The sequence below is a fragment of the Marinagarivorans cellulosilyticus genome (assembly GCF_021655555.1).
Classification (GTDB): Bacteria; Pseudomonadota; Gammaproteobacteria; order Pseudomonadales; family Cellvibrionaceae; genus Marinagarivorans; species Marinagarivorans cellulosilyticus.
Genome location: NZ_AP023086.1, coordinates 1,293,666 through 1,317,638 on the forward strand (window position 1 = coordinate 1,293,666; position 23,973 = coordinate 1,317,638).

Genomic DNA, 23,973 nt, shown 5'->3' on the forward strand with positions numbered 1-23,973 from the left:
TGGTTAAAGCCCTTGCTTGATCGCGGTCCTCTATATATCGCCAGTAGGCGCCTATTTAATGAGCCTATAGGCTTTTGGGCCGCATTTACGCGGTTACCGTCACTATATCGCCATGATGTATTAGCTTGGTTGACGTTTAGACGGTTCAGCTTAACTCGATCATTTGACATGCCTTTAACCTTGCTTGAACAGTTACGAGGTAAGGCGAGGGGTTCAAGGTTAAGTGTGCTGCATCGTCAGTATGGTGGGGTGGCTTACTGGTTATCAATTATCTGCCTTCATATCGAAATGTTTTTGATTATTGGCGTTGTGAGTTTTATTGTTTTGATGGTGCCGGAAAATATCGAGCTAGATTATTGGCAATTAATGTTAACAAAGCAAGATGCGGCATCCTGGCTTTACAACGTATTTGCTTTTTTGATGATGTGCTTGGTGGCTCCTTTCTATACCGTATGCGGTTTTTGTCTGTATATAAGCAGGCGGATCGATTTGGAAGCTTGGGATATTGAAATCCGCTTTAGGCACTTGTCTGCAGAATTTCAAAAGAGGCAAAGTTTAACAACCCCTAATGCTAAAGTGCTGCCTGTTGTGTTATGCCTATGCCTGACGGGTTGGCTCTATTTGGTGCCACAGCCGGCCTATGCTCAGGATACAGCCTACCCGGCTGCAGCAGGGGGGATGCCTGAAGTAACGGAAGCCTCACCCCGCTCGGTTTTAGCTGTTAACGCAAAAAAGCATATTGTTGAAATTTTGGCGGGCGAAGAGTTTCATCAAATAGAAACGGTGAGCGGCTGGCGATTAAAAAATATAGAGCAAAAACGTGAAGAAGAAATTCCCGAATGGTTGATAACATTAATCGAGAAATTGATTAAATTGTTTGCTGGATTTGATGGCCCTGATGGTGTGTGGCAGAACCCGATGCTCTATGTTGAGTATGTTTTATGGGGTTTGTTCTTTTTAGTGATCGCTATAGTAATATTTCGCTATCGCGAATCGATACGCTTTTATGTTCGCCAAACGCGAAAAGGTAAAATTGAAGTAGAGGCCCCCGACTCCCTTTTTGGCTTGGATGTTCGCAAAGAAAGTTTGCCTGAAGATGTTCCTCTTGAGGTGCTTAAATTATGGCAGCAAGAGTTATATCGTGAGGCTGTCAGTTTGTTGTATCGCTCTTTGTTAGGCGCTTTAATACACCATCATCAGTTTGAGTTTTCAGCGAGTGATACTGAAAATGAATGTGTATCAATTGTTAAAGTTCGTGGGAATGACGAATTAAGCGATTACGTACAAAAAATGACAAGCCTTTGGCAACAATTAGCGTACGGACATCAATTACCTTTAACGGCAGAAATAGAAAGTCTTTGCTCCTCGTGGACGGAGGTTTTCCCCCGTGCTTAATCGTATCGTTATCTTTTTATTTGTTATCCTATGTGCTGTTTTGGTCTATCTCTTTTATTCCACCTTTGAATATTATGAGGAGAATAAAGATATAGGCTGGGGGAGTGACGCGCGTAAAAACCCTTATTTAGCGCTAGAACTCTATGCGCAAAAAAATGGCGGTAGTATCAAAACGGCTGATTCTTATTTTGATCTTGGTGATCTAGACACATATCAGTTTATATATATAGCGAATAGTGATCTTTTGCTTTCTGAAGCGCGAATTTTGGATTTAATGGCTTGGGTCAAAAGTGGCGGGATGTTATTTGTTGGTCTAACGCTTGATGGCGCGGAAAATGATTACCTGCTTAAAAAGCTAAACGTTTCTTTGTATGAAGCAGATTACTGGTCAGATTCTGAAAATGATGATGACTTATCCGGCAAGGGCGAAAAAGACTCCCCCCAAGAAGTCGCTGAACAAGTGGGCGAAGAATTAAGGCGGTATAACGAAAGTTTAAATGACGAAGGTCGTTTGATTGAGGAAAGTAACAACCCATTGAGCGAAGCTGAATTTATCGAGCAGTATGAAAGTGATGTTGGGCAAGACTACTTAACGTTACTATCTTTTGAAGGGGTTGATGCTGAGCTTAAAGCAGAATTGGATTCCATTGTTGATATTTATCACCCTGCAATGAATGACGAGGAATGGTTTGATTCCGAGCAACGCCTGATTTATTGGGCTGGCACAGAGTATGGTGTTCATTTTGCGCAATTGGAGGTCGGCGCGGGCCTTATTTCGTTGTCGGCAGGCGAGGTGCTACTAGATAACCACAATGTCGCTCATTTTGATCACGCCTATTTGTGGGATGTACTTAGCAATGGCGAATATTCTGCTGTTTTATATGGCTCAACAATGCCTTCATTGTGGCGTATTCTAAAGAACATAATGCCCGAGCTATTACTCTCGCTTTTGTTACTTCTTGTATGCAGCCTTTGGTATGTGGCAGGTTATTTTGGGGCAAAGCGCGAATTTAAAGCGACTTCGCGCAGAGCATTTCATGAGCATCTAGCTGCAAGTGCCGGTTTTTATTGGCGAAATAAGTGGCAAGTAAAACTGTTAAAACCACTCAGAGAAGACATTGTTTCGGCTGCGAAAAAAGGGATGTCTGGGTTCGAGTCGGCATCACAGGATGACCGCATTAATATGTTGTCAAATCACAGTGGGATTAGTGTGGTGCTTATCCAGAATGCGCTATATCAAGACGAAAAGCTAAATGATGATGGCTTTACAAAAACCGTACAAATACTACAAAAATTAAGAGGGGGCTTATGATGGCATTGGACGACGCAAACAATGAAGTGCCGAATAGTACAGAAAATTCAGCAATTGATGACGCATTGCAGGTTATAAAAAATGTTCGTGAATTTATCAATAGCCAAGTGATAGGGCAGGGTGCCGTTGTCGATCAAGTGTTGATGGCGTTGTTGTGTAATGGTCATGTGTTGCTTGAGGGGGTTCCCGGGCTTGGTAAAACATTGTTGGTACGTACGCTAGCTAATTGCTTTGGTGGAGAATTTAAGCGTATTCAGTTTACGCCAGATTTGATGCCGGCAGATATTACTGGGCATGTCTTATTCGATATGAATGAGAGTAAATTTCGCGTTCGTAGAGGGCCGGTATTTACTAACTTGTTATTGGCCGATGAGATCAATCGCGCTCCAGCAAAAACACAGGCTGCGCTTTTAGAGGTTATGCAAGAAAGGCAAGTAACGCTGGAGGGTAACCCCAAGGCATTACCGAAACCCTTTATGGTGTTGGCAACACAAAACCCTATAGAGCAAGAAGGTACTTACCCTTTACCGGAAGCGCAATTGGATCGCTTTTTATTTAAAGTTCTTTTAGATTACCCCACAGAAGCCGCTGAGCTAGCATTAACAAAATTAATTACTGCTGGTACGGTTGATGATACAGAAGTGAGTCGCTCGCAAGCTGCATTTCTTAGCCCTTCAGATGTGGAGCGCTTACAGAAAACAGTATCGAACATTGTTTTGGATGAGCAGGTTAGTGAATATGCCGTGCGTTTAGTGCGCGCGACACGTGATGCGGCTTTCTTTTTTCGTGGTGCGGGTACTAGGGCCTGTTTGGCACTTGTGCGTGCTGCGCGTGCTCATGCTTTATTGCGTGGTGCTTCGTTCGTCTTACCTGACGATGTTAAAACTATGTCCCTACCTGTATTGCGTCATCGGGTTTCCTTATCTGCCGAGATGGAAATAGATGGCCTAACGGTAGATTCAGTGCTCGTTAAAGTTATTGATAGCGTGGATGCTCCTAGGCTATGAAGCCGACGGTTAAATTACTTCAGCTAGTTAGTGCTCTATGCGTTGCCGCGGCGGTTATATTTTTATGGCGGCTTTTTACGAGTGTCGATATTTATAGAGAGCCCCTAAGTGGTGTAGAGAGTAGCAATACAATATTTTCTTTATGGTGGCTTGCATTGGCCGCTGCGGGCATATTGGTTGTTATCGATTGGCTGGTTTCTCGAGGGGATAGCGCTATTCGTGTGCAACGCAAGTTGCCCCATAGTTTATCGCTTGGTGTATATGCGCAAGTGCAAATTGATATAGAAAATTCTAGCCGTCGCGATTTAGTGATTGAATTGACCGAATTACATTGTGACGCGGTTGATAGCAAGGGTTTGCCCCTAAAATTTTCTATATCCGCCAACAGCACTAAAGTGCTTAAGTACACTATTTATCCTAAGGACCGCGGTGCAGCTCAGTTTAATAAAACGTGGTTTCGTATTACCAGTCGATGGGGGTTTTGGCGGCATAATCACTTTATTGAAAATGCTGAAGTTGTGAAGGTTTACCCTAATTTTGCCCCCATAGCTCAATCGGCTAGTGTAACGCTGGAGCATCAAATCGCTCGGATGGGTATTCATCTGCAGCAACGCCGTGGCGCAGGTAGTGATTTTCATCAGTTGCGCGAGTTTCGTGAAGGCGATGCTATGCGACAGATTGATTGGAATGCAACATCGCGCCACCACAAGCCTATTGCGCGGGATTATCAGGATGAAAAAGATCAAGACGTTTTCTTTTTATTAGATTGCGGCAGAAGACTTAGGGGAAAAGACGCTGATTTAAGTTTTTTTGACCACGCTTTAAATGCCGTATTACTTACCAGCTATATTGCGTTGCGGCAGGGTGATGGCGTTGGCTTGATGAGTTTCAGTGCTGATCAGCAGCGATGGCTTACTCCCCTTAAGCACCCAGCAAGAATTAATGCTGTAATGAACCAGTTGTATGACCTTCAAAGTACAACTAAAGCAAGCGATTATTTGGAGGTTGCGCAAGCATTTTTGAGTAAGCGTAAAAAGCGTGCTCTGGTTGTTATTATTACCAGTGTGCGAGAAGAAGACGCAAGTGACTTACAGGAAGCTATTAAACTATTATCTCGTCAGCACATGGTAATGATTGCCAGTTTGCGTGATAACTATTTTGATGAAAAAATAGAGGAACCAGTAGCTAATTTGAGTTCGGCGCTATCTTGTTGTGCAATAACCGATTATCTAAAATCACGCAGTTTGGTATTAGCTAAAATTAAAACAATGGGCGCTCTTATAACTGATGCTTTACCTTCTCAATTGCATATAAAACTTGTGCAAGAGTATTTGAAGTTAAAGCGTAGTGGGCGATTTTAGGCTTGCCTTGCAGTCATAGGTTATTAACCTATGACTGAATTACCTTGGCCTTAATCGCTATTTGGCATCGCCAAGCTCTGCATTATCGGTAGGTTCTTTTAGCCAGGTAGCTATATCCTTACCTAGTGCTTTTGTGCATCGAGCTAGTATGCCACATGTTCCTTTAAAGCCGCCAAACGCGCCGCCAGTGCTAAAGCGTTTGGCGCGAAAGCTGGCAATTTCTTTAGTGCCATCTTTTAATGTGCCGGTAACTTCTAGCCACTTAGGTCCAGACCAAGCTCCGCCGCCGGGCGCGAAAACTTCGCTAATCTCCATGTCGATATGTTTGGCTGTTGTCCCATCCCCAACCTCTACAAGCTTTGAGTATTTGTCGATGTAAGCGGATACTTTTTCGCCTAGTTCACACTTTTCCTTTACGGCTGCAGTTGCATTGCTTGTTTTACCAAATGGTACAGCTTCTGGGATTATTATTTTTTCGCCAGCATTGGTGTTGAGGCTAACCAATAGGCTACTAATAGCGATTGCAGTAAGACTTGAGCGTTTTAATGTGACCATAATAAAATCCTGTTTAAGTCGTTTTGGGGAGTGGTTTTGATTTTCGGCGCCCCACAATATCAAACTTTTATTCAAGGTGGAATATATTGGATTGATATAAGATTAGTAGGTGTATTATCCGGTTGGTTTAGCCCTTTGATGATAAAATATGCGGGAAATAATTGAGTAAGCTTGCGCCGATGAATAATCTTGAAGCAGTTGTTGTAGGGTTATCTAACCCCAAAAGCCCATCTAATGTAGGCTCTGTAATGAGGGCTGCGGGTTGTTATGGTGTGAGTGCTGTGCGCTATACGGGCAAGCGCTTTGCTCGCGCTGCAAAGTACCATACAGACACAAAGTCAGTAAGCACAAAGATACCACTAGTACAGGTTGAATCATTGGTTGAGGGTTTGCCTAGCGGTACAAAAATTGTCTGTGTTGAGCTAGTGGAAGGGGCTGTTGCGCTGCCTGAGTTTAAGCATCCAGAAAGTGCTGTTTATATCTTTGGGCCAGAAGATGGTTCTATCGACCAGACGCTTGTGGATGTTGCTGATGCGGTTGTTTATATTCCCACTATTGGGTGCATGAACTTGGCGGCTACGGTGAATGTGGTTTTGTATGATCGCCTTGCCAAAAAGAACGAGTCGATTGATCACGCCCATCGTATTAAAACGAGCCGAGATGTGAATAACCGTTTAGTCGTTAAGCAGGATTGATCAGGGGGCTAAGATGACTGCCCCCTAAACTCTAAAGACTTAGAGTTTCTCTTGTGCCCGCGCTGCTGCGCCAATTTCTCGTGCTTCAGTGACGAGCATTACAGGAATGCCGTCGCGAATTGGATAGGCTAGCCCACTGGTTTCACAAACTAATTCTTGAGCGGATTGGTCGAGTGTGAGCGGAGCTTTGCTTTTGGGGCATACAAGTATGTCGAGTAGTTCTTGATTAATCATAGAGGGCCTTTTAAAAGTGCGTTGTAAAAGTAATTTGTACTAAGCGGGTTGGTTTAATATTAACTTTGCGCTAATCACGGTTGTTTGATTTTGTTGGCATTCAAAATCATAAATTGCGCCGCTTGCATTGGCTAATAGCATGCTGGCTTTAATGGTTGTCGTTAATCTTGGGTCTAGGCTTGGCTGCATAATGGCCACATTTTTTACTGCGCCAATATAGGCTGGGCGCTGTTCGCCTAAACCGCTGGCAAGTAGGGCTGCATGTACAGCGGCAGCTTGCGCGGCATATTCAATTAGCAGAATGCTATCAAAACGATAATTGTCAGACTCTTCAAGTAGCGGGTTATCATGCAGTGTTTTGCTAAGCGCTGTGGCAGTAATGCTGTTGTTATCCCATTGGCTTATTTCATCGAGCAAAACCATATTGCCCGTGTGGGGAATTAGTTTGGCGATATCTTTTGAGCAAATAGGAGTTTGCATTAAAGGGTTACCTCTAGAGCAATATTTTGAAAGCCATTTTCAAAAATAACGGTTGAGCTTTTTTGTTGTGCAATACAGGTAAGTAGTGTCAAGCTGCACGCGGCAGGGTTTTGTTGACGTAGCGCTTCAAGGGGCGGAGAGGCTAGTGGTGTTATGTCGTTATTGCAGAATCCTTGCAGGCGGATGGTGGCTAAGCTTTGCTCGGTGGCAGTGGGTTTTAATAATAAGGCCGTACCAAATTCTACGGGAATAGTGCGTTTTGCTTGTAATGGTTCTGGTGGGCAAATATCGTACACGGCAAGCAAGCAGGGTTGTTGTTCAAGTTGGCAGTAAGTCATTGCCTCTAAGAGGCCGGCGGCAAAACTGGCATCATGTGCTGAAAGGCTGGTTGATGCACGCTGCCCACCAACGGCGATGCTCCAATAGCCAGCCGCAGAGTTGTGAACAGAGTTGTGAAAACGCGTGGGCGATACTAAGCGTTCGGGTTCGCATAGCGATCGACAAATTTGATCGATAATTGGGTAGTCCCCTCCGGACGATGCAAATACCGTTGCGTATTGCGCGGCATTTTCGTCTGGGCGTTGTGCGAATGCGTCCTCGCAAACGCGAAACGCCATTCGTACTAATTCGGTCGCGCGACGTCTTTCGTTGGGCGGTAGTAGTGAGGGTTTATATTTCTCCAAAGGGGTTGGGCAATAATCTTTAGTGCCGTTTAATACTTTGGTACTTTCTTTCCAGCCGTTTAATCCTGGGGCTGCAATGCCAATACTTTCGATGCTGACAGATAGCATTTACTTTACTCCTACCACTAAACTGCAATTACTACCACCAAAGCCAAATGAATTACTCAGCGCGTATTGCAATAGTCCTGAATAATTATTTTTAAGGATATGAATTTGGCTGTTAGGATCTTGTTCTTCTAAATTTTTATTTTTGGGGGCAATATTGTGTTGTAAGGCTTGCAGGCATATGGCTATTTCGATTATGCCTGCGGCACCAAGAGTATGCCCCGTCCAACCTTTGGTGGAGCTTGCGGGGCAGCTGTTTTTAAATAGCTTGGCAACGGCCGCCGATTCTGCGCGATCGTTCGCAGGCGTGCCTGTTCCGTGCAAGTTAATATAATCAATGTTTGCGCTATCGAGCCCTGCTTTATGTAGCGCCATCGTCATCGCTTGAAAAGCGCCGCGGCCGTCGGGGTGCGGGGAAGACATATGGTATGCATCACTGCTTTCTCCGTAACCTAATAGTTGTGGATGTTGTGAACCTGCTAGGTGTGGAGCATCGATTTTTTCTAAAATAGCAAAGCCCGCGCCTTCTCCAATATTAATGCCATCACGATGGGTATCGAAAGGTTTGCAAGGGTTGGCGGAAATCAGTTGTAAAGCATGAAACCCGTACAATGTTGTTAAACATAATGAGTCAACGCCTCCTACAATGGCGGCATCGCACAGGCCGCTTGCGATTGCACGTTGTGCGGTAGCAAAAACCTTAGCGCTTGATGAGCACGCTGTGGATATTGCACTGGCCGGGCCTGTTGCACCGGTAGCAAAAGCGGTAAAGCTAGCTGAAGAGTATATGTTGTGGGTGGTTTGGTAGTTGTACCACTCAGGTAGCGGAGCGTTTTTATGGTGTGATTCAAAGTAAGCTTTTTCTGTTTCGTGGATTCCCGAGGTGCTTGTTCCTACAAATACCGCAACACGGCTGGCTCCATAACGTTGTACTGCCATTTTAGCTTGAGCTAAAAAGTTATCTTGCTGCAGCGCTAACCATGCAAGCCGATTATTGCGGCAGTCAAAATGCGATAATGGTTGTGGTAATGGAGTGTCTAGGTCACTGACTTCGCCGACCCAAGTGCTTAAATCGTTAATGCCATAAAAGTCACAAGGTTTTAATTTGGAATCACCTGTTTTAATGGCTTGCCAGTTCTGCTCGCGGCCGGCGGCTAGGCAGCTTGTGTAGGTATAGTCTGTGATCAGTAATGGTTGCATATTATGTAATTCTAAAATAAAAAATGTTTTTAATTTTTTGCGTGGACGTTTTTATGAACCCCAAAAATTATAGAAGTTAAACCAGTTGCGGGGGTAGTGTTGCGCAAAGTGCTCTAGTCTGGTTACGTAGTGTTGAATGGCTTTATCGATTGCAGGGCCTCGATCTTTACGGGAGCTGCCAAGCCGGTCTGCAATTACCTCAAAGTGAATATCATAACGCTTATTGCCGCGGTATACGCCAAAGCAAGCAATAACAGGTGCTTTAAGTACAGCGGCCAATTGCCAAGGGCCTTCTGGGAATTCTGCGTGTTCGCCTAGAAATTCGACGGTGCGTCGCCTATCACCTTGCGTACAGCGGTCGGCCATAATGCCTACCATTTCGTTATTGGCTAAGGCTTCGTTGAGTTTTAAGGCCAGCTCCGGTGCTGGGGTTTTTGCGTCGATAACACCTTGTGCTAATACCGGGTCCAGTGCTTGTATTAGCTCCAGGGCTTGGCTGTTATGTGCAATATCAAGCAGTATGCGCAGCTTTAGTTGTTTTTGTTGGGCGGCTAACACGCGCATAACATCAAAGCTGCCAATGTGGGCCGTCAATAAAATACAGCCTTGCCCGGCATATTTTTCGAAAAGTTCTTTGCCTGTAATGTGGATGTCGAACTGGGCGTTTTTACCTGCGAGAAAATAGATGCGATCAATCGCGACGGTCGCAAAGGTGAGCAGGTGTAAATACACATCTATATACGAGGCTTTTTTCTTAAGGGCGCGAAGCATAAATTGCTTAGAGGCTTGGCGAGCTGTTTTGGCAAAAACCACATAATAAAAAATAATAAAACAAAGCACTAAATGAATAGCGCGCCGCCCCAGTGTTAATGCAATCCATGCGAGAAAGCGAATTAAGCGCGACGATCCCCGCTCTTTTTGTTGTTGCCATGCTTTACTCATAGTTTATGCGGGCTCTTGCGTTTTGGGGGCGCTGAGGGTGAACTGCCCTGCGGCTAAAAGTACTTTACCTGCTGAGCTGACCGTTAATTTTACGGTGTTCTTTGCCAGTGTACTTTCGATATATAACAGCATGCCGGGCGTGATCGGTGCATAAAATTTAATTTGCTTAATGCGCGAGACGGGTTCGCCATACTGTTGAAAAAGCGCTTGAGCAAGCCATTTTAAGAGTAATGCACCGGGCACTAGGGGCGCGCTGGGGAAGTGACCATCAAAACATGGGTGGGATGGCGGTACCTGTATTTCCAAGTGGTCGCATTTCGGTGCGTTTGTAGTATTGGAATGTTCCATGGCGGTGGGCTCTTTAGGGTAACTGCGGTGCGGTTTATCTTACTTGTTCAAATTTAGTTGCAGGATCATTGTGTGGCTTTATCGCGTTGCTGCGTTTTCCAAAGTTGTTGCAATGCTTGCTGCGTTAGTTTGCCCGTGCTATTGCGCGGCAGATTCGGCACAGAAATAATTGGCCTTGGAACCAGTGTGGCATCAATACGTTTTGATAATGCCGCTCTTACTTCGTGCTCGCTGAGTGCTGATACGACAAAAGCTGCCGGCCGGCTTTCTATTTTGCCATTTGGTGGTAAAAATATAGCGCCATCTTCGATGCCGGGTATATCCAATAACTGGCGATTAAGGTCTGCAACGGAGGCGCGCTTACCTCCTACATTGATAATATCTTGGTGCCTTGAACCTAATAGAAAATGATTTTCGTCAAGCTGTTCTATGGTATCGCCTAGCGGTGCAGGTTCAAATAAGTGAGGTGCACTAGCTGTTACTTGCGGGTGCGTGTTGTCGGTTGTGCTGTGGTGCAGCTTGAAGCCTTCGAGCAACGCCCATTGCATGTTGGCGTGTGTTTGTCGCGTAGCCATACTACCGGCCTCGGTACAGCCATAAATTTCCCATAAGGGGCAGGCCAGCATATTTTCGTAGGCTTCGGCCAAGGAGGCTGGAAGTGGAGCTGTAGCTGAGATAACCCCTTGCAGTGGCAATGGCTTGGTGTCTGAATTAATTGCGCCAGATTTAATCAGTGCTCTCAAGTGAATAGGGGTGCTAATTAAAATGCTTGGCATACCTGTATTGCAGAGTGCATTTGTTATATCGGCAGGAAAAAAAGGATGCGAATTATGCATAATGCCATTGCCTTGCAAAACCATAAGTAGCGAGGTTTCGAGGCCATACATGTGTTGTGGCGGCACGGTAGCAACCAACGCTGTGGGGGCTTTGAGTAAACGTTGGCTTAATAGCTGAGCGGTGGTGGCGAGTGTTTGCCAGCGTTTGTTGATGGCTTTAGGTTTGCCGGTACTGCCTGAGGTGAAGGCGATGGCCGCCATTTGTGTGTTGCTAATGTTGGGCGCAGTAGCAATTTCTTCGAGCGTTATGTCGAGCGCTAGCTGGCTGACATCAATATGGGCAATGTCGCACTTGTTGGGGCTATCGAAAATACAGTAGCAGGTGTCGCCATATTCCTTGGCAATATCTTTTAGTGTTAATGGTTGTCTGTTTGGCGGCAGTAAATTCGTTGTGCCTTTAAGAAGTAGGGCGCAGAAAACGACTAAGAATTGAAAGCGATCCTCACAAAGATTAAGAGCGAAATCAGCGCTGGGTAACTTTTGGCTTAGTGCATTAACGCGTTGTAAAAACTCATTTTGTGTAATGGTTAAGACACCGCCTTTAGTGGGTTGCAAGGCGATGGGTGCGTTCGGCATATAGTCGGCAATGAGCGGGGTCGTCGCCTGCGGGGTGTTGTTGTCGCTGGCTAAGCGTGATGTCGAATATGTTGTCATGGTATTAACGTCGTATGTTCGCGAGGTAAATAATTTTCAAATATTCTAAAAAACCTGGATGGTTATGGTTTGGGAATATTTTTTTACGCAGATAAAACTCGCCAATAAATAAAAATCCGACAATGAGATAATTAAAAACATTGGTAAACCAAAACCATAGCGCTTGCTTGTCGGTCAGTAAAAATAATGTGGGTAATGCAGCCATTGTTATAAATAATGCACACCATGCAGCCGTTAAACCGTAGGTGTAGCGGCGCATGGCTAAACTTAATGGGCCGCGTGATGCCTCGCCTATTGCTGTAATCAGCGCTTCTTTGCCAGGCATTAGTGTTTTGCCAAAAATAATGAGTAAGGACAGCGGAATAGCAATAGGGGGGATGTAAGTTAGGTAAATGTCAGATTGTTTTATGGCAAGCAGTATTAAACCTACATTGGCACAGGTGTAAATGGCCCAAGCTTTAATCGAGGGGCGTAGCAGGTTCGATAAAAACACACCGGTAAGTACCCCTAATATTGCCGCGAAACGCAAAGCGGGAATTTCAAAAAGGTAGGCGCTATGGGTCAGTGCTGGGTACATCGCAATTAATAGTATGGTGGCGATGACACTAGGTTTAATATTGAAGTTTGTCATTGCGGTTGGCCAGGTAGCGCTGTTTAATGACGCCGAGTTTAATGTTGCAACTCGGTGCCTTTATCAGGAAGAAAAAGTAGGCTACACCGTGGCTCAGTATATTGGGTAGCGCTAAAAATTACCCGTTTTGATCTTGAATATACTGGTTGAGCGAACGCAAGCTATAGAATATGGATTTATTATTCTCGTCGTCTGCTTTTAATTGCACTTGGTATTTTTTTGCAATAGCTAACGAAATCTCTAGGGCGTCGATAGAGTCTAGGCCTAAGCTATCGGGTGCGTTAATATCAAACAGCGGTGCTTGGGCAATAATCTCTTCGGCACTAATGTCTTCTAATTCTAGCGCTTCAATTAAAACTTCGGCCAATTCGCGTTCTTGTTCTGTTTGCTCACTCATTGCTGGCTCCTTAAGCTTTGTTGGGCTTAACGCCGGTGTATTCGCTGAAAATGCCCATCACAACCGCGCGATGAGTATCTTGTAGGCCGGTATCTTTTAATGCTTGTACAATTGTTGCTGGCGGCACGCATTGTTCGATCGTATCCCAGTAGTAACGCATCAATACTTTGCTGTCGGCACTGCGTCGGAAAATTTTTGCCAAATTAGGAATAATGCCTTTTAGGTAAAACTTTAAAAATGCCGTTGAAAATTTGCCTTCAGGGCGAGTGATTTCCAGCAATAAAATCTTGCCGCCAGGTTTTAAAATGCGCTGGTATTCCTCGAAAGCACTTTTTAAATCCGCTACATGGCGTAGGGCATAACCCATGGTGAGGTAGTCAAAGGTATTATCGGGGAAGGGTAAAGCTTCGCCTAGGCCCAAGGTGGCATTTTTAACGCCTGATTTTACGGCTTCGCCTAACATGCCTTTGCTTGGATCTAGGGAGACAACCAAGCCTTTATCGCCGACAATTTCTTGCGCCAATAATGAAACCACACCAGTGCCTGCACCAACATCAAGAACTTTGTCGCCTTGCGATACACCTGCGCGCACTAAAGCTTGCCGGCGGTACCAGCGGCCAGAACCAAAGCTCATAACGCTGGTGATCCAGTCGTAGTGCTCGGCAGAAGAGTCAAACATATCGTCTACGCGCTCGCGTCTAGCTTCGGGCGATTCGTAATACTCTTCAAGAACGGGATGAGGGGCTATACGGTTGCTGTCACCATTGGCCATGGCATTTACTCCTAAAAATCAAGGCGCGTACTTTAAGGGAGTGGTGAAAATGTGGCAAGTTGCAGGTGATAGAATACCGCGCTTTTCGTGCTTGTTGCGTGCTATGGCATGAGATTGTCTTTATAATCGCCGGCTAAATTAATCGGGCGCCACGAGATGTTAATGTATTTATTGTTGGCGGCGAGATGGAGAGGTCAGTGATACGTTGTCAATATGTCCCGTCAGATCATTCTGAGGTGTCGCCAAGCGGTGTGTTAGCGGCAGTGGCCTTTGATGATACCTGTATTGGGCGTACACAAGACGCGGCAATTAGTACAGGGTTGCCCCTAATCGCCGGGGCTAGCGTGAAGGAGCACATTGTTTCTTCTGGCCAGGTGAAGCGCGGGCAGGGTGACGGCGTGCTTTGGGCAGAAGATGGCGAGCATTTAGTGGTGGCCGTGTGGGCGAATGAGCAAGCCAATCCCTCGGCAACATTAGAAACGATTGCTTTCGAGCTTTACCAAACACTATTTCAAACAATAGCTAATAATGGCTTTTCGCACCTTGTGCGGGTGTGGAATTACTTTGCAGATATTAATGCCGAGCCCCAAGGCCTAGAGCGTTACCGCCAGTTTTGTTTAGGGCGTTATCAGGCGTTCGAATGCGCCGGTTTGGCCGAAGGAAATTATCCATCGGCGTGTGCTTTAGGGCATCACGGTGGCAATGTGTTGGTTTATGCCTTAGCCAGTAAACAGGCGCCGCAGCATTTCGAGAACCCCAAGCAGCAGGCGGCTTATCACTACCCCGAGCAGTATGGCCCGCGCAGCCCTTCGTTTGCGCGCGCGACGGTACTGGGGCGTACACTTTACGTTTCGGGTACGGCAAGTGTGGTTGGGCATAAAACTTTGCATATTGATGATGTGCAGGCGCAAACGCGAACAACGTTAGAAAATTTAGCCCAACTTATTGGCCATATTGCACTGCAGCAGCGTATTCCTGTTGGCCGTTGGCAGGCGAGTATATTGAAAGTGTATATTCGCAACCCACAAGATATTTCGACCATTCAACCATTGGTTGCCCAAGCTTATGCTGGCGTGCCTTGTGTATTTTTGGCGGCGGATGTGTGTCGTTCCGATTTATTACTAGAGATCGACGGCATATGGCAACTCAACCAGTAAAACGTTATTCCATGCTGCGGCGCTTTATGCGCTCAAAAGCTTGGCGCATTCCTGCAACAGGGTTGGGTTTTGGCCTGTTTGGGGCTGGTGGCGTGGCGTTGTCGTTAACTGTGTTTCCGTTAATGTACATACTGCCGATATCGGCCCGCAAGAAAGAGCGCATTTCACGCTTGACCATTTCAAAAGTTTGGCGTGGTTATGTGGCTATATTGCGTGCGCTGGGCTTAATTAGTTACGAGTTTCATAATGTTGAGGCGTTAACCGAGCCCAACCAACTGATTATTGCTAACCACCCATCGTTACTTGATGTGGTGTTTGTGATTGGTTTAACCGGCGATGCCAGCTGTATTGTAAAGGCAGCCTTGTGGCGCAACCCTTTTACTGGCCTGGCCGTTCGCGCGGCGAATTATGTTAATAATGAAGAGAACAACCTATTTTCGCGCTGCCTAGATATGCTAGCCGCGGGGCAATCGCTGATCGTTTTCCCCGAAGGAACGCGTAGCCGGCCAGGTGAGCCGCTTAGCTTTCATCGCGGCCCTTCTAATTTGGCGCTGAGTAGCGGCTTGCCTATAACGCCAGTGGTCATTTTGTGCGAGCCGGCGACACTGCTTAAACATAAGCGGTGGTACGAGGTTTCTGATGAACCCGCGCACTACACGATTACTGTTATGCCTAAAATGCCTGTATCACATTATTTAGAAAATGAGCAGTTTCAAAGCACTGCAGCGCGCCAGCTCACACGCGAATTAACCGCTTACTTCAGTGAATTTACCGGTAGCCCCATTAAGCCATCAAAGCGCTAAAGCGAAGCTTTTTGGTATAGGCTCTGGTAGACTTGCGCCGCTTTTTGGTAGAGCAATAACCGCTCTTGCCTAAGGTATGCATTGATAATGATGGAAGTGGGTTATGTATTCAAAAGAACAAATATATGCGTTTCTTCAAGATAGTCTTGAAACACTGTTTGAGATTGATCGCGAAGAAATAACACCAGAAGCCAGTCTGTATGAAGACTTGGATATCGACAGTATTGATGCCGTCGACTTGACGGTAAAGCTCAAGGAATTCACTGGCCGTCGCATACAGCCATCGGACTTCAAACAGGTACGCACCGTACAAGACGTGGTTGATGCTGTTTTTGATTTACTTAATCGGCCCGAAGACAGCGGTGATTCCTCAGAACCCACTCAGTAATGCCTAGCTCAAACCCCAGAGGCGAACGGAGCGCGACACAGAATCAAGGAGTTGTTTCAAGCCTGCAAGCGCTCAACCGCCCCGTTGCGCGCGGTATAACGCCTATTGCTACCGACGGCGTGGAACTAACAATTGATGTCACGCCCTCGCTGCCCTGCCTTGAAGGGCACTTTGAGCATTTCCCTGTCGTTCCTGGCGTTGTTCAACTCGATTGGGTTGCGCACTATGCTAGCTTGTTGCTGCATATCGATTGGCCCGTTTTACGTGTAGATCGCCTAAAATTTACAAGCCCCATACAGCCAAATAACACCGTCGTTATTAGGCTGATTTTTAATCGGGATAAGCAATGGCTCGATTTTCAGTTTTTTTGTGCAGACCGAAGCTATTCAAAAGGGCGTGTAGTCTATGAAAGCCCTAGCGATTAACCCTTGCGTAATTATTCCCGTCTATAATCACCCCTCAAAAATATGGGCGGTTGTGGATGCTATTCGGCAAAAGGGGTTGCCGTGTGTGTTGGTGGATGATGGTAGCGAGCCCAATTGTGCTGCAGTATTGGTGAATATTAGTCATAGTGATGATGCGGTTTATTTGCTGCGTATGGACGAGAACCGTGGTAAGGGGGCCGCTGTGTGTAAAGGGCTTAAATACGCCCACGATTTAGGCTTTAGCCACGCATTGCAGGTAGATGCCGATGGCCAGCACGATTTAACTGATATTCCCAAGTTTTTAACCGAGGCCGCAGCAGCCCCACAGGCCGTAGTGTCTGGGTGCCGGCGTTATCAGGATATGCCGCCTTCGCGGCGCAGTGGCCGAAAACTGACCGATTTTTGGGTTTGTGTAAATACGGTGTCTAAGTCAATAAAGGATTCGATGTGCGGTTATCGCTTGTACCCTCTTGCCGAAACCCTAGTGCTGCTTAACCGAAAGCGCATTGGCGCACGCATGGACTTTGATACCGATATATTGGTTCGGTTGTATTGGCAGGGGCTAGATGTGATCAATATTGAAACAAATATACGTTACCAAGACGATATACCCTCTCATTTTGATATTGTTCAGGATAATGTGCGTATAACGTGGATGCATACGCGCTTATTTTTTGGCATGTTGCCTCGCTTTTTTTCTTTATGGTTACGAAAAGCTCCGAATAAACGCACGTAATCCATTAAGCATGCTGTGGGTTGTGAGCGGCCCGTATATTCACAGGTTATTTCATATTCGCTTGAGGTTATTGTGATGCGCTATAGCACCGAGACAGAAATATTAATTCCATTTCATGATGTCGATTCCATGGATATTGTATGGCATGGGCATTATGTAAAATATTTTGAAGTGGCGCGCTGTGATTTTTTAGACAGCTTTAACTATGGCTATAAAAAAATGGCGGCGTCTGGCTATTCGTGGCCGGTGGTTGATATGCGTATCAAGTATGTGAAGCCGCTACAGTTTGGTCAGACGGTGCTTGTGCGTTGTAGTTTAAAAGAGTGGGAGTACCGCTTAAAACTTGACTATGTTATTGAAAATGCGAATGGCGAGCGCTTAACAAAAGGCTATACCATTCAGGTGGCTGTGGATAAAAATACCGCACAGATGTGCTTCGAAACACCTAAAGCGTTTCGTGAGCTATTAGCGCATAAAGTGGGTCCCTTGGAATAGTTTTTAGATAACAATAACGCGCAGGCGCAAGCCGAGGATGTGGTGTGATCAAACGTAAAATCAGTACAGGATGCTTGATATTTTATACGCTAGTCTTGTGCTTAGGCTTGTGTGGTAAATCATTTGCCGATGCGAGTAAACACAGTAATACCGATGCTGCCGTTCAATCGATTATAGAAAGTTTAAAGCAGCGAGTGCTTGTTACGGGCGATTTTCAGCAGGAGAAAACATTAAGCGGCCTTGCTTATACCTTGAAGTCTTCTGGCCATTTTATTTTTTGGCAAAAACAAGGCCTATACTTAAAGGCGGAAAAGCCTTTTTTTAATGCATTTACAATAACGCAAGATCAGTTAATTACGTGGCAAGCCGATGGTCGTGGCGATATTGCTGCCGAGCACCAAGGCATTGTTCAGCGCGAAATTAATAAAACTCTATTTGCTATATTAAGTGCCGATATTGCTTTAATTGAATCGCGCTTTGAGGCGCGCTGGTTGATCAATAAAGAGACTTGGCAGTTGATTTTAACGCCGAAGCTGGCGGTGATGCTGGAAAGTTTGCAGCAGGTTGTTATTGATGGCAGCAATGCAGCGGCTAAAGCTGAACTACAAATGGTGCAGTTAACGGCAGGCAACGGCGATCATACCCGCATCGAGTTTTTAAATCAGTCAGTCGCCTCCCGCGGTGTTCCCGTCAAGGAAGTACTAAAGGCTGAGCAGTGTCGTTGGTTCTCTTTGGATGACAATTTCTGTGATTTTGCTCAGTAAAATGGGCATAGCAAATTTGTTGCTATGCCCACCTAAGCGATAGACTTCTCATGAGGCTGACTAACTTATTGCGCACCTTATTCGCCTTGTGGTGTTTTTTTATCCTGTTGTTTTCGATACGCTTGCATCATTCAGGGTTTTTATTGGCAACTGATTTAACCGATCTGTTTCCTCCATCTACACATGATCGGGTTGTTTTGCAGGTGAATGATCAGCTGCAACAAACTTTTGGTAATAATATTGTTTTAGCTGTAGAGGCCGAAAATAAAAGCGCCGCTTTGCTGGCAATGCAGAAGGTTATTAAAGCTGTTGATGCCAGTGCCGATTTACAGATGGTAGACGATATTAATGCCGATGCCGAGCGCCTTTCGCAACAGCAACAGCTATTGGCTAAATATCGTTATTCCTTGTTAACGTCCAACCAAGCTCGCGAACTTACCGAAAATAACACCGATGCTATTACTGCTCGTGCGCAGCAAGCTTTGTTGGGTTTTGGGGGGATGGGTTCTTCTTTATCACCGCTGGAAGATCCATTAGCCTTAACGGCTGGCTTAATGGCGCAATTGCAGCCGCCCTTAAATGCTGAACTTGTCGATAACTTTTTGGTGTTCCACGACAACAATACAGTTGTAGCGATGTTACTAGCGCAGTTGACGCAAGCTTCTTTTAAGCTTGATACGCAGCGGCGCATTAAAGCTTGGAAGCAAAGCTTAGCGCATAGCGTGTCGGCAGGTGGAGCGGCTAAGTTGTTAGTTTCTGGCATTGTTTTTCATGCTGCAGAAGCGTCCGCAAATGCTAATCGAGAAATAAGCACTATTGGATTGGGCTCGTGTTTAGGTGTGCTGCTGTTGTTTTGGTTTGCCTTCCGCAGTTTTAAGCCGTTGTTGTTGAGTTTGTCGTCTGTTGCTTTTGGTTGTTTTTGTGCTGTGGTGGTAACACATACAATATTTGCAGAAATACATTTATTAACTTTGGTTTTTGGGGCGAGTTTAATTGGCGTTGCCATTGATTATGCTTTGCACTTTTTATGTAAATGCCAATTATCTAAAGGTGGGGATACACACGGTTCGAGTTACCAAACACTTAAAAATATTTTGCCAAGTTTAAGCTTAGGCTTATTTACCTCGAGCTTGGGCTATAGCTGTTTACTACAAGCCCAATTGCCAGGGTTGCAGCAAGTGGCAGTATTCTCGATGGTAGGTTTAGCCAGTGCTTGGTTATTTGTTACGGTGGTATTGCCTTATTTTGTTAAGCAAAATCTTGCGGCCAGTGGTGCATGGCTTACCGGCATTACGTATACGCTTTGGCAGCTGTGGTTTAAAGCTCCGCGTTTTGTTTTGTTTGCCATTGCCTGTATTTGTATCGCTTTTAGTTTGTGGGGGGGGGCGCAATCTAGCTTAAGTAGCGATGCGCGTACTTTGTATAAACCTTCTGATGCATTAATGGCGGCAGAAAAACGATTGCAGCATCATTTACAAGCGGTAGCGTCGAACCAATACTTCCTATTACGCGCATCATCCGCCGAGCAACTATTGCAACTTGAGGAGCGTTTTCGAGATGAGCATTTGGAGCGCTGGGTTCACGAGGGTGTTATTGACGGCTACTCGGCAACCAGCCGATGGGTTCCGTCGTTGGCTACTCAGAATCGCTATTATGCTTTGCAAAAAAACAAGCTTTATTCAGCAGAGGGAACCGTCGAGCGCTTTATGTTATCGGTTGGATTTCCTATTGATGCGGTGGAATCTATTCGGTCTGATTTTTTATTATCCGAGCGGGCGCGTTTGCCGTTGAGTGAGTGGTTGGCTGTAGCTAGTCCAGAGCAAAAAATGTTGTGGCTGGGTAAGGTGCCCAATGGTGATAACTCAGCATTAAACTCTTACGTTAGCCTTATTACTTTACAGGCCATTCATCAATTACCTGTTATTGCGCGCAGTGAATTTATAGAGGGCGTGACTTGGGTTGATCGCGTGGCGCAAATGTCGGATAAACTTGACGCTTTAATGCATGCAGCATTGCAGCTGTTATGCGTGGCTTATGGTTTGATTGCGTTATCGCTATTGTTATTGTATCGCCGTTGGCGGGCGGTATTTATGGTGCTATTGCCGTTGGCAAGCAGCTTGTTTGTTGTTGCACTATTAAGTTGTTTTTCTGTACCACTCAATTTATTCCATATTTTGGCGAGTTTTTTGTTGCTTGGCCTAGGAATGGATTACAGCATTTTTGCCTATTCCGGTGGTCGGGGTGCAAGTACTCAACGCGCCGTTTTCTTATCGGCTATTACCAGTATTTTGTCGTTTGGGCTATTAGCATTAAGTGCAACGCCAATGATTCAAGCTTTTGGTGTAACGCTATTATTGGGCAGCAGTTTTAATTTATTGTTCGCGCCGCTAATTACTGTGCTCGCGAAAAGTCAAAAGTCTAGCTGAGGTAAAAATGGGTTGCCCTAGAGTGAAAAAAAACAGTGTTTTTGTTGCGCTAATGCTTTTGCTGGTTAGCGCATTAGGCTGCTCAGTGTTCCAAACTCCTGCATTGCTACCTGCTATTACTCCGCAAGTGTGTCCTGCGGCTTCGCAGCAACAGTGGATGGTTTCATGGCGGGGCCAGCAGACTCGTATGATGGTTATAGCGCACTGCGAGCAAACGCCTGAAGGGGGGCGCTGGCAATGGCTGTTGTTAAATCAATTGGGGCAGCGCATCGCGACTGCCTACAATAATGGTGGGCAAGTTAATATTGATTATTCAGTGCCGCACCCTGTAAAGGCGCTGGTGCCTAAGCTGGTCGAAGCTTGGCAGTTTATTCAGTTTGATATAGCAACACTGGAAGCGCAAAGCGCGCAAGGCTGGTCGTTTGTTGAGCGGGGAGGGAAGCGACAAATACGGTTTTCTGGTATATTGCGCGCCGAAATTAGCTACCCCGTAGGGAGTGCAGGCTCAAGCCCGATTGTTTATACGGCAAGTGAGTTTAATGTGGCGATTCGTCGCCACGAGTTGTAGCGCCCGCACCTCGTTTAGAATTGACCGTTTTTAGTTGTGTTATGGCTACATTGCTCCCTACAGAATTACCCATTGAAACCTTTCTTTTGCATCGCAAAAGCATGTTGCTTATCAAAGAAATCACAAGCTGCGGGGATGATTGGTTAGAAGCGAGTGTGGATGTTGCGGCTTCTTCTTTGTTTGTGTCTGAGCAAGGTGATGTGCCATCTTGGGTTGGTTTGGAATATATGGCGCAGGCGATATCGGCGCTGGCGGGCGTTAAGGCTTGGCGTCAGGGGCGTAAGCTCGAGGTCGGTTTTTTATTGGGTACGCGACGCTATAGCGCGGTAGAGCATAGCTTTTCTCTTGCGGTTCCCTTAAGCGTAAAAGTTGTGCAATTAATGCGTGATGAAAATAATTTGGTGCTATTTGATTGCCATATATATCGCGGCGAAAAAAGTATTGCTTGCGCTGAAATCAAAGCGATTCAACCGGATGATATTCAAACAGTGTTAGCACAGCTTGACGCTAAGTAAGCGACAATAATAAAAGAGGTATACATGAGTTCAGTTCATCGCGTATTAGTGACGGGCTCTGGCCGAGGTATTGGCCGAGCAATTGCCGAGCGTTTAGCGCTAGATGGCTTTGAGGTGGTATTACACTGTCGCAGCCGCATTGCGCAGGCGCAAGAGGCTTTGGCGGCCATTGAGGCGGCGGGCGGGCGAGCCTCTATATTGCAGTTTGATGTTGCTGATCGCGCCGCTGCGCGGGCATGTATAGAGCAGGATATGGAAGCGCATGGCACTTATTATGGTGTTGTGTGCAATGCTGGTATCGCACGCGATAATGCTTTTCCTGCAATGTCTGAAAGCGATTGGGATGATGTTATACACACTAATCTTGACGCTTTTTACAACGTGCTTAACCCGATTGTCATGCCGATGGTGCGCCGGCGCAAAGCGGGCCGTATTGTTACTTTATCGTCTGTTTCGGGCATGATGGGAAATCGTGGTCAAGTGAATTACAGCGCGGCTAAGGCTGGCATTATAGGTGCCACAAAAGCCTTGGCCATTGAACTGGCGAAACGCAATATCACGGTGAACTGTGTTGCGCCTGGCATGATTAATACCGAAATGCTCGACGAAGCGCCGGTAGAAGAAGCGCTAAAGATGATACCCATGCGCCGAGCCGGAGAGCCTCAAGAGGTTGCCTCATTGGTCAGTTATTTGGTCTCTGAGCAGGCGAGTTATATCACCCGCCAAGTTATTTCTGTTAATGGCGGGATGTTTTAATGAAGCGCGTAGTGGTAACTGGTATGGGCGCAATTACTGCGCTTGGTGATAATTGGGCTAGCTTTGAGCAAGCGCTGCGTTCGCAGACTAGCGCCATTGTGCGAATGGAAGAGTGGGCCAAGTTTAAGGATTTTAATACCAACCTTGCAGGCCCGATAACGGACTTCGTTACCCCAAAATATGCGCGTAAAAAAATTCGCTCTATGAGCCGCGTCTCATTAATGGCGACCCGCGCCACTGAAATCGCGCTTGATAACGCTGGTTTGTTAGACGACCCAGAAATACAAAGCGGTGCGATGGGGGTGTCTTATGGATCATGTACAGGAAGCACAGAAGATACCCGTAATTTTGCCCTTATGCTGGAAAGCCTCGATGTTGGTGGTGCAACAGCAACGACCTATATTCGAATGATGAGCCATACCGCACCTGTAAACATTGGTGTGTTTTTTGGTTTAAAAGGGCGCGTGATACCAACCTCCTCAGCATGTACATCGGGCAGCCAAGGTATTGGTTATGCTTACGAGGCCATCAAATACGGTAGGCAAACGTTGATGGTGGCAGGCGGCGCTGAAGAGCTGTGCCCATCAGAGGCCGCGGTATTTGATTCGTTATACGCCACAAGCACTAAAAACAATACTCCGTCCCTAACGCCAAGTCCTTTTGATCGTGATCGTGATGGTTTGGTGATTGGCGAGGGAGCCGGCACGCTGGTATTAGAAGAGTTAGAGCACGCCAAAGCGCGAGGCGCTACGATTTATGCCGAAATTGTCGGCTTTGGTACGAACTCCGATGGTGGCCATGTTACTCAGCCCGATAAGCGTACGATGAAAATTGCCATGGAAATGGCATTAGAGGATGCAAGCCTCGAAAAGAGTGCGATCGATTATGTGAACGCCCACGGGACCGCAACCGAGCGTGGCGATATTGCAGAGTCTTTAGCGACTGAAAGCCTTTTTGGCCCCAACGCGGTTCCAGTATCGACGCTTAAGGGTCATATTGGCCATACGCTAGGAGCCTGCGGTGGCATTGAAGCTTGGGCGAGTATTGAGATGATGAACAGTGGCTGGTTGGCGCCTACTCTTAACTTGCACAATCCTGATGAGGCGTGCGGTGAGCTGGATTACGTTATGGCTGATGGCCGTGACAAGTCGTGTAGCTATGTGATGTCGAATAATTTTGCATTTGGCGGCATTAATACATCGCTGATCTTCAAACGCTGGGCGTGATAAAAATAAACAGTGATTAAATTTTAGCTGCTTACGACTCGAAAACCATATTTACTAGCGGGGCAAGCGGCGCATGGACTGTGCGCCGCTTGAGTCTTTTAAGGGGC

Annotated in this window: 28 protein-coding genes; 17 read left to right on the forward strand and 11 right to left on the reverse strand. The window is 46.1% G+C overall.

What is annotated here, in order from left to right; all coding sequences use genetic code 11:
- Positions 1-225: 225 nt before the first annotated feature.
- The 4 genes from MARGE09_RS05210 to MARGE09_RS05225 are packed head-to-tail and all read left to right on the forward strand — an operon-like array spanning position 226 to position 5,075.
- Positions 226-1,395, forward strand: a complete 1,170-nt coding sequence (locus MARGE09_RS05210; RefSeq protein WP_236986289.1) for a hypothetical protein — start codon at positions 226-228, stop codon at positions 1,393-1,395.
- Positions 1,388-2,707 carry a DUF4350 domain-containing protein gene (locus tag MARGE09_RS05215; RefSeq protein ID WP_236986290.1) on the forward strand — a complete coding sequence of 440 codons (1,320 nt, stop codon included), beginning with the start codon at positions 1,388-1,390 and terminating at the stop codon, positions 2,705-2,707. Before MARGE09_RS05210 ends, MARGE09_RS05215 begins: the two co-directional genes overlap by 8 nt.
- Positions 2,704-3,714: an AAA family ATPase gene (locus MARGE09_RS05220; RefSeq protein WP_236986291.1), complete on the forward strand. Its 1,011-nt coding sequence runs from the start codon at positions 2,704-2,706 to the stop codon at positions 3,712-3,714. Before MARGE09_RS05215 ends, MARGE09_RS05220 begins: the two co-directional genes overlap by 4 nt.
- Positions 3,711-5,075, forward strand: a complete 1,365-nt coding sequence (locus MARGE09_RS05225; protein ID WP_236986292.1) for a DUF58 domain-containing protein — start codon at positions 3,711-3,713, stop codon at positions 5,073-5,075. The genes MARGE09_RS05220 and MARGE09_RS05225 overlap by 4 nt, the downstream gene beginning before the upstream one ends.
- 57 nt (positions 5,076-5,132) lie before the next feature.
- Here MARGE09_RS05225 and MARGE09_RS05230 read toward each other — a convergent pair whose 3' ends face one another.
- Positions 5,133-5,630, reverse strand: a complete 498-nt coding sequence (locus tag MARGE09_RS05230) for a hypothetical protein (RefSeq protein WP_236986293.1) — start codon at positions 5,628-5,630, stop codon at positions 5,133-5,135.
- A gap of 179 nt (positions 5,631-5,809) precedes the next feature.
- Between MARGE09_RS05230 and MARGE09_RS05235 the strand changes: the two genes are divergently transcribed.
- Positions 5,810-6,325, forward strand: coding sequence for an RNA methyltransferase (locus MARGE09_RS05235; RefSeq protein ID WP_236986294.1), 516 nt, complete (start codon positions 5,810-5,812; stop codon positions 6,323-6,325).
- 39 nt (positions 6,326-6,364) lie between these two features.
- Here the strand turns inward: MARGE09_RS05235 and MARGE09_RS05240 are convergent, their stop codons facing one another.
- The 10 genes from MARGE09_RS05240 to MARGE09_RS05285 form a co-directional block, all read right to left on the reverse strand.
- Complete coding sequence (locus MARGE09_RS05240; protein WP_236986295.1) at positions 6,365-6,559, reverse strand: Trm112 family protein; 195 nt, start codon at positions 6,557-6,559, stop codon at positions 6,365-6,367.
- A 39-nt stretch (positions 6,560-6,598) separates the two neighbouring features.
- Positions 6,599-7,039: an ApeP family dehydratase gene (locus MARGE09_RS05245; RefSeq protein WP_236986296.1), complete on the reverse strand. Its 441-nt coding sequence runs from the start codon at positions 7,037-7,039 to the stop codon at positions 6,599-6,601.
- On the reverse strand, positions 7,039-7,830 hold the full coding sequence (locus MARGE09_RS05250; protein ID WP_236986297.1) for a beta-ketoacyl synthase chain length factor: 792 nt from the start codon (positions 7,828-7,830) through the stop codon (positions 7,039-7,041). The genes MARGE09_RS05245 and MARGE09_RS05250 overlap by 1 nt, the downstream gene beginning before the upstream one ends.
- On the reverse strand, positions 7,831-9,027 hold the full coding sequence (locus MARGE09_RS05255; RefSeq protein WP_236986298.1) for a beta-ketoacyl-[acyl-carrier-protein] synthase family protein: 1,197 nt from the start codon (positions 9,025-9,027) through the stop codon (positions 7,831-7,833).
- A gap of 51 nt (positions 9,028-9,078) precedes the next feature.
- Complete coding sequence (locus MARGE09_RS05260) at positions 9,079-9,969, reverse strand: LpxL/LpxP family acyltransferase (RefSeq protein WP_236986299.1); 891 nt, start codon at positions 9,967-9,969, stop codon at positions 9,079-9,081.
- A 3-nt stretch (positions 9,970-9,972) separates the two neighbouring features.
- The gene (locus tag MARGE09_RS05265; RefSeq protein WP_236986300.1) at positions 9,973-10,317 is read right to left on the reverse strand and encodes an ApeI family dehydratase; all 345 of its coding nucleotides are present in this window, start codon (positions 10,315-10,317) and stop codon (positions 9,973-9,975) included.
- A 65-nt stretch (positions 10,318-10,382) separates the two neighbouring features.
- Complete coding sequence (locus tag MARGE09_RS05270) at positions 10,383-11,807, reverse strand: AMP-binding protein (RefSeq protein ID WP_236986301.1); 1,425 nt, start codon at positions 11,805-11,807, stop codon at positions 10,383-10,385.
- Positions 11,808-11,811: 4 nt separating this feature from the next.
- Positions 11,812-12,438, reverse strand: coding sequence for a COG4648 family protein (locus MARGE09_RS05275; RefSeq protein ID WP_236986302.1), 627 nt, complete (start codon positions 12,436-12,438; stop codon positions 11,812-11,814).
- A 118-nt stretch (positions 12,439-12,556) separates the two neighbouring features.
- Positions 12,557-12,835: a phosphopantetheine-binding protein gene (locus MARGE09_RS05280; RefSeq protein WP_236986303.1), complete on the reverse strand. Its 279-nt coding sequence runs from the start codon at positions 12,833-12,835 to the stop codon at positions 12,557-12,559.
- A 10-nt stretch (positions 12,836-12,845) separates the two neighbouring features.
- Positions 12,846-13,607: a class I SAM-dependent methyltransferase gene (locus tag MARGE09_RS05285; RefSeq protein WP_236986304.1), complete on the reverse strand. Its 762-nt coding sequence runs from the start codon at positions 13,605-13,607 to the stop codon at positions 12,846-12,848.
- A gap of 197 nt (positions 13,608-13,804) precedes the next feature.
- Between MARGE09_RS05285 and MARGE09_RS05290 the strand changes: the two genes are divergently transcribed.
- The 12 genes from MARGE09_RS05290 (at position 13,805) to MARGE09_RS05345 (ending at position 23,866) form a co-directional block, all read left to right on the forward strand.
- Complete coding sequence (locus MARGE09_RS05290; protein WP_236986305.1) at positions 13,805-14,764, forward strand: chorismate transformation FkbO/Hyg5 family protein; 960 nt, start codon at positions 13,805-13,807, stop codon at positions 14,762-14,764.
- Positions 14,746-15,567 carry a lysophospholipid acyltransferase family protein gene (locus MARGE09_RS05295; protein ID WP_236986306.1) on the forward strand — a complete coding sequence of 274 codons (822 nt, stop codon included), beginning with the start codon at positions 14,746-14,748 and terminating at the stop codon, positions 15,565-15,567. Before MARGE09_RS05290 ends, MARGE09_RS05295 begins: the two co-directional genes overlap by 19 nt.
- Positions 15,568-15,670: 103 nt before the next feature.
- Positions 15,671-15,955 (forward strand): acyl carrier protein, encoded by a 285-nt coding sequence (locus MARGE09_RS05300; RefSeq protein WP_236986307.1) that lies wholly within the window; start codon positions 15,671-15,673, stop codon positions 15,953-15,955.
- On the forward strand, positions 15,955-16,380 hold the full coding sequence (locus MARGE09_RS05305; protein ID WP_236986308.1) for an ApeI family dehydratase: 426 nt from the start codon (positions 15,955-15,957) through the stop codon (positions 16,378-16,380). Before MARGE09_RS05300 ends, MARGE09_RS05305 begins: the two co-directional genes overlap by 1 nt.
- Positions 16,361-17,116, forward strand: coding sequence for a glycosyltransferase family 2 protein (locus MARGE09_RS05310; RefSeq protein WP_236986309.1), 756 nt, complete (start codon positions 16,361-16,363; stop codon positions 17,114-17,116). The genes MARGE09_RS05305 and MARGE09_RS05310 overlap by 20 nt, the downstream gene beginning before the upstream one ends.
- A gap of 75 nt (positions 17,117-17,191) precedes the next feature.
- Entirely contained in the window at positions 17,192-17,611 is a 420-nt protein-coding gene (locus tag MARGE09_RS05315) for an acyl-CoA thioesterase (protein ID WP_236986310.1), read from the forward strand.
- A gap of 44 nt (positions 17,612-17,655) precedes the next feature.
- On the forward strand, positions 17,656-18,375 hold the full coding sequence (locus tag MARGE09_RS05320) for an outer membrane lipoprotein carrier protein LolA (RefSeq protein WP_236986311.1): 720 nt from the start codon (positions 17,656-17,658) through the stop codon (positions 18,373-18,375).
- Positions 18,376-18,518: 143 nt separating this feature from the next.
- Complete coding sequence (locus tag MARGE09_RS05325) at positions 18,519-20,801, forward strand: MMPL family transporter (protein ID WP_236986312.1); 2,283 nt, start codon at positions 18,519-18,521, stop codon at positions 20,799-20,801.
- Between the two features lie 22 nt (positions 20,802-20,823).
- A complete protein-coding gene (locus MARGE09_RS05330) occupies positions 20,824-21,369 on the forward strand; it encodes a DUF3261 domain-containing protein (RefSeq protein WP_236986313.1) in 546 nt (181 codons plus the stop codon).
- A gap of 41 nt (positions 21,370-21,410) precedes the next feature.
- On the forward strand, positions 21,411-21,884 hold the full coding sequence (locus tag MARGE09_RS05335; protein ID WP_236986314.1) for a hotdog family protein: 474 nt from the start codon (positions 21,411-21,413) through the stop codon (positions 21,882-21,884).
- 24 nt (positions 21,885-21,908) lie between these two features.
- Positions 21,909-22,640, forward strand: coding sequence for a 3-ketoacyl-ACP reductase FabG2 (locus MARGE09_RS05340; RefSeq protein ID WP_236986315.1), 732 nt, complete (start codon positions 21,909-21,911; stop codon positions 22,638-22,640).
- Positions 22,640-23,866, forward strand: a complete 1,227-nt coding sequence (locus MARGE09_RS05345; protein ID WP_236986316.1) for a beta-ketoacyl-ACP synthase — start codon at positions 22,640-22,642, stop codon at positions 23,864-23,866. The genes MARGE09_RS05340 and MARGE09_RS05345 overlap by 1 nt, the downstream gene beginning before the upstream one ends.
- The last annotated feature ends 107 nt before the right edge of the window (positions 23,867-23,973 follow it).